Origin of the sequence: Paraburkholderia sp. (assembly GCF_036488505.1) — a bacterium.
Taxonomy (GTDB): Bacteria; Pseudomonadota; Gammaproteobacteria; order Burkholderiales; family Burkholderiaceae; genus Paraburkholderia.
The window spans coordinates 1-2,620 of record NZ_DASXHN010000452.1; the positions used below are offsets into that span (position 1 = coordinate 1).

3 protein-coding genes are annotated in these 2,620 nt (G+C 62.5%); all 3 read left to right on the plus strand.

Features of this window, described 5'->3' with window-relative positions; genetic code table 11:
• Positions 1–1,142: ATP-dependent DNA helicase RecG (locus VGH68_RS26045; protein ID WP_331606594.1), on the plus strand; the 1,142-nt coding region annotated here is incomplete at its 5' end.
• Positions 1,143–1,158: 16 nt separating this feature from the next.
• Positions 1,159–2,091: a 4-hydroxybenzoate octaprenyltransferase gene (ubiA, locus tag VGH68_RS26050; protein WP_331606595.1), complete on the plus strand. Its 933-nt coding sequence runs from the start codon at positions 1,159–1,161 to the stop codon at positions 2,089–2,091.
• Between the two features lie 62 nt (positions 2,092–2,153).
• Positions 2,154–2,483, plus strand: coding sequence for a diacylglycerol kinase (locus tag VGH68_RS26055; protein ID WP_331606596.1), 330 nt, complete (start codon positions 2,154–2,156; stop codon positions 2,481–2,483).
• Positions 2,484–2,620 lie beyond the last annotated feature (137 nt).

The following is a 2,620-nucleotide window of genomic DNA, read 5'->3' on the forward strand; positions in this document are numbered from 1 at the left end:
CGGGCAGCGGCTTCCAAGCTGCGCTGATGGCCCCAACGGAGTTGCTGGCCGAGCAACATTGGCGGAACTTCAGCAACTGGTTCAAGCCGCTCGGGCTCACCGTGGCACTGCTGTCGGGCTCGCAGCCAGCGCGGACGCGTCGCAGTGCCTTCGAAGCCATCGCCTCCGGCGAGATCCGTGTCGTCGTCGGAACCCACGCACTGTTTCAAGAGGGCGTCGACTTCGCCCATCTCGCCCTCGTCATTGTCGACGAGCAGCATCGTTTCGGCGTGCAGCAGCGCCTGCGGCTGCAGGAGAAGGGACAGAAGCACGGTCGCGTTCCACACCAGCTCATCATGACGGCGACGCCGATTCCACGGACGCTGGCGATGACGGCGTATGCTGACCTCGATATTTCGGTTATCGATGAGCTTCCACCTGGCCGCACTCCAGTGAAGACGGTGGTCATCCCCGAACAGCGCCGTGACGAGGTCGTTCTGCGGATCGTGCAGGCGTGCCGAGAAGGTCGCCAGGCGTACTGGGTCTGCCCGTTGATTGAAGAGTCCGAGGAGTTGCGTTCGCAGGCCGCGGAAGAGACGGCCGCAGCGCTGGCGGAGGCATTACCGGAAGTCCGGGTGGGCCTCGTACACGGACGTATGCCATCGGCGAAGAAAGACGAAGCGATGCTGGCGTTCAAAGCCGGCAAGATCCAACTCCTGGTCGCCACCACCGTGATCGAGGTCGGAGTCGACGTGCCGAATGCGACGCTGATGGCGATCGAGAACGCCGAACGTATGGGGTTAGCGCAACTACACCAGCTTCGCGGCCGTGTGGGGCGCGGGTCCGAAGCGAGCACTTGCGTACTGTTATATCGCGCGCCCTTGTCGCAACTCGCTCGCGAGCGTCTGAAGGTCATTCGGGAGACGAATGATGGTTTCGAGATTGCGCGCCGCGATCTGGAATTGCGCGGCCCGGGTGAGCTCCTGGGGACCCGGCAGACGGGGCTTGCGCAGCTGCGGGTCGCCGATTTAATGCGCGACGCCGATTTGTTGCCGCGCGTGCAGGAAACGGCGGAGCTGCTCCTCGAATCGCACACGGATATTATTGCGGCACTCGCCGCCCGCTGGATCGGGTCGGGCGAGCGTTATGGAAGAGTCGGGTAGACACGAGGATTAGGTCATGGCCGCGGTAGCACCGGAACTCGATCTCAGCGAGCCTAAGCCTCGGGAAGCGCCCTTTTTATACCGAATGCAGCGCCGGATCGAGGAGTACGCGCTGCTCGCACGGCTCGATCGCCCGATCGGCACCTGGCTGCTCCTGTGGCCGGCGCTGTGGGGATTGTGGATCGCCGGGGCAGGGCGGCCGCATCCGCGCGTGCTGATCGTCTTCGTGGCGGGCGTCTTCGTGATGCGCGCCGCGGGGTGTGTGATCAACGACTACGCCGATCGTAATATCGACCCGCATGTGAGGCGCACGCGCGATCGTCCGCTTGCGGCACGGCGTGTGGCGCCGCGCGAGGCGCTTTATTTGTTTGCCGTGCTCATCACGGTAGCGCTGTACCTCGTCACGCGGCTCGATTTTCTGACGATCAAGCTCGCCTTCATCGGCGCGGCGATGACCGTCTCGTATCCCTTCGTGAAGCGCATTTTTCCGATGCCGCAGTTGTACCTGGGAATCTCGTTTGGCGGCTGGAGTGTGCCCATGGCCTTCGCCGCGGAGAGTGGCACGGTGCCGCGTGTCGCGTGGGTGTTGTACATCGCCGCCGTCATGTGGGCCGCGATCTATGACACGATGTACGCGATGGTCGACCGCGAGGACGACCTCAAGGTGGGTGTGAAGTCGAGCGCCATTTTGTTCGCCGACATGGACAAACTGCTGATCGGCGTGATGCAGGCGATGATGTTATTCGCGCTCGTGCTTGCGGGACGCAGTATGAAGTTCGGACAGTGGTACGACGCCGGGGTGATTGCCGCGGGTCTGCTGTTCCTTTATCAGCAATGGCTGATCCGGAAGCGCGAGCCGGCGGGTTGCCTCAAGGCATTCTTCAATAACCAGTATGTCGGCGCGGTGATTTTCGTCGGAATCATGCTGCAGTATCTGTACGGAAACTAGGCAACGAGGGCCCCGGCGCACGCCAGATGATCGGTCACAAGAATCAACCGTTTTATAAACGCGTGGGTTTCGCGCTGGCCGGGATCGGCTACGCGGTCCGGTCCGAACAGAGCGCGAAAATTCAGGTTGGCGCGTTCGTTGTCGTCGTGGTGGCGCTGCTGATTCTGCGGCCGGGACCGTTCTGGTGGGCGCTGATCATGCTGGCGAGCGCCGGCGTTTTCGCGGCCGAGATGTTCAACACGGCGATCGAGCATTTGGCGGATCACCTGCATCCGGAGATTCATCCGCACATTCGGGCGGTGAAGGATTGCGCAGCGGCGGGGGTGTTGATCGCGTCGCTAGGGGCGATAGCGGTAGCTGTGGCGTTGGTGGTGCATTTGGTAATGCGCTGAAGTCGCCGCCGCGGTCTCCCACCGGCCATGCCGATTGATCAATAATTGATCAATTGTCGACTTCAGAATCCCCCGATCGTTGACATTGACGCCGGCTCCCTCGAACATCGCCTCGCCGCTGTTTAGGCCGCGCACAC

Bases quoted from the DNA above. Each gene is read 5' to 3' on its own strand.
- ubiA (WP_331606595.1), top strand. From the start codon at position 1,159: ATGGCCGCGGTAGCACCGGAACTCGATCTCAGCGAGCCTAAGCCTCGG.